Raw genomic sequence first — 2,069 nt, forward strand, 5'->3', positions numbered from 1 at the left:
TATTAAATTGACAACTAGAAACATCAAAAGCAACTTTACTACTAAAGTCTTAATGATTCCCTTTAAAAAAGCATCTATTACATTTTATCAAATGCAATACTCTAAAAAAGGAGGTATTCCAGCCGCACCTTCCGGTACGGCTACCTTGTTACGACTTAGCCCCAGTTACTAGTTTTACCCTAGGCGGCTCCTTGCGGCGACCGACTTCAGGTACCCCCAGCTTCCATGGCTTGACGGGCGGTGTGTACAAGGCCCGGGAACGTATTCACCGCATCATGGCTGATATGCGATTACTAGCGATTCCAGCTTCACGCAGTCGAGTTGCAGACTGCGATCCGAACTGTGATAGGGTTTGTAGATTCGCTCCTGGTCACCCAGTGGCTGCTCTCTGTCCCTACCATTGTAGCACGTGTGTAGCCCAGGACGTAAGGGCCGTGATGATTTGACGTCATCCCCACCTTCCTCACAGTTTACACTGGCAGTATGTCTAGAGTCCCCATCTTTACATGCTGGTAACTAAACAAAGGGGTTGCGCTCGTTATAGGACTTAACCTGACACCTCACGGCACGAGCTGACGACAACCATGCAGCACCTTGCAATTTGTCCGAAGAAAAAGATGTTTCCACCCCTGTCAAACTGCATTTAAGCCCTGGTAAGGTTCCTCGCGTATCATCGAATTAAACCACATGCTCCACCGCTTGTGCGGGCCCCCGTCAATTCCTTTGAGTTTCATTCTTGCGAACGTACTCCCCAGGTGGGTTACTTATCACTTTCGCTTAGCCACTCAGACCGCAATTAGTCCGAACAGCTAGTAACCATCGTTTACGGCGTAGACTACCAGGGTATCTAATCCTGTTCGCTACCTACGCTTTCGTCCATCAGCGTCAGTGAATTGTTAGTGATCTGCCTTCGCAATCGGTATTCTGAGTAATATCTATGCATTTCACCGCTACACTACTCATTCTAACCACTTCACAAGCACTCAAGAACAACAGTATCAATGGCAATTTTACGGTTGAGCCGCAAACTTTCACCACTGACTGATTGTCCCGCCTACGGACCCTTTAAACCCAATGATTCCGGATAACGCTTGGATCCTCCGTATTACCGCGGCTGCTGGCACGGAGTTAGCCGATCCTTATTCCTACAGTACCGTCAACAGTTCACACGTGAACCTTTTTCTTCCTGTATAAAAGCAGTTTACAACCCATAGGGCAGTCTTCCTGCACGCGGCATGGCTGGATCAGGATTGCTCCCATTGTCCAATATTCCTCACTGCTGCCTCCCGTAGGAGTCTGGTCCGTGTCTCAGTACCAGTGTGGGGGATCTCCCTCTCAGGACCCCTACCTATCGTAGCCATGGTAAGCCGTTACCTTACCATCAAGCTAATAGGACGCATACTCATCTATTACCGTAATCTTTAATTATCAATTGATGCCAATCGATAATACTATAAAATATTAATCCAAATTTCTCTGGGCTATCTCTTAGTAATAGGTAGATTGTATACGCGTTACGCACCCGTGCGCCGGTCGTCATCTGTAGCAAGCTACAATGTTACCCCTCGACTTGCATGTGTTAAGCCTGCCGCTAGCGTTCATCCTGAGCCAGGATCAAACTCTTCATCGTTAAATCTTATATATCTTAACGCTTTTCTTAAATTCGACTCTTACATCTTATTCTCAGGAATCAACTCTAATATTAGAGTATAATCTTAATGTTTCTAATTCTACAAGTAATCTCTTACTTGTATTGTCAATTCAATATGTCAATGAACTTTTAATTCTTGTTGTTTAAATCATATCCAAATGATTTTAAACTCGTATGCTTCTCTAAGCGGTTGCAAAAGTAATACTTATTTTTAACCTAACAAGCCGTTTTGAAGAAAAAATTAAACCTTATTTTAAAGAACTTTAATAAACTAAATCTAAACCCTACTCTACAAAACCCTATAACCTAATCTCTACTGCTCAACCCCTCTATATGACTCTTACACCTCGTTTAGCGGAGTGCAAAACTACAACCTTTTTTCCCTTCTAACCTAATCAATAATGCGATTTCTTTTTAT

1 rRNA gene is annotated in these 2,069 nt (G+C 43.8%); it reads right to left on the bottom strand.

What is annotated here, in order from left to right:
* Positions 1–106: 106 nt before the first annotated feature.
* Positions 107–1,630, bottom strand: a 16S ribosomal RNA gene (locus CXF67_RS09510).
* Between the last annotated feature and the right edge of the window lie 439 nt (positions 1,631–2,069).

It is taken from the genome of Psychroflexus sp. MES1-P1E, assembly GCF_002836055.1.
Lineage (GTDB): Bacteria > Bacteroidota > Bacteroidia > Flavobacteriales > Flavobacteriaceae > Psychroflexus.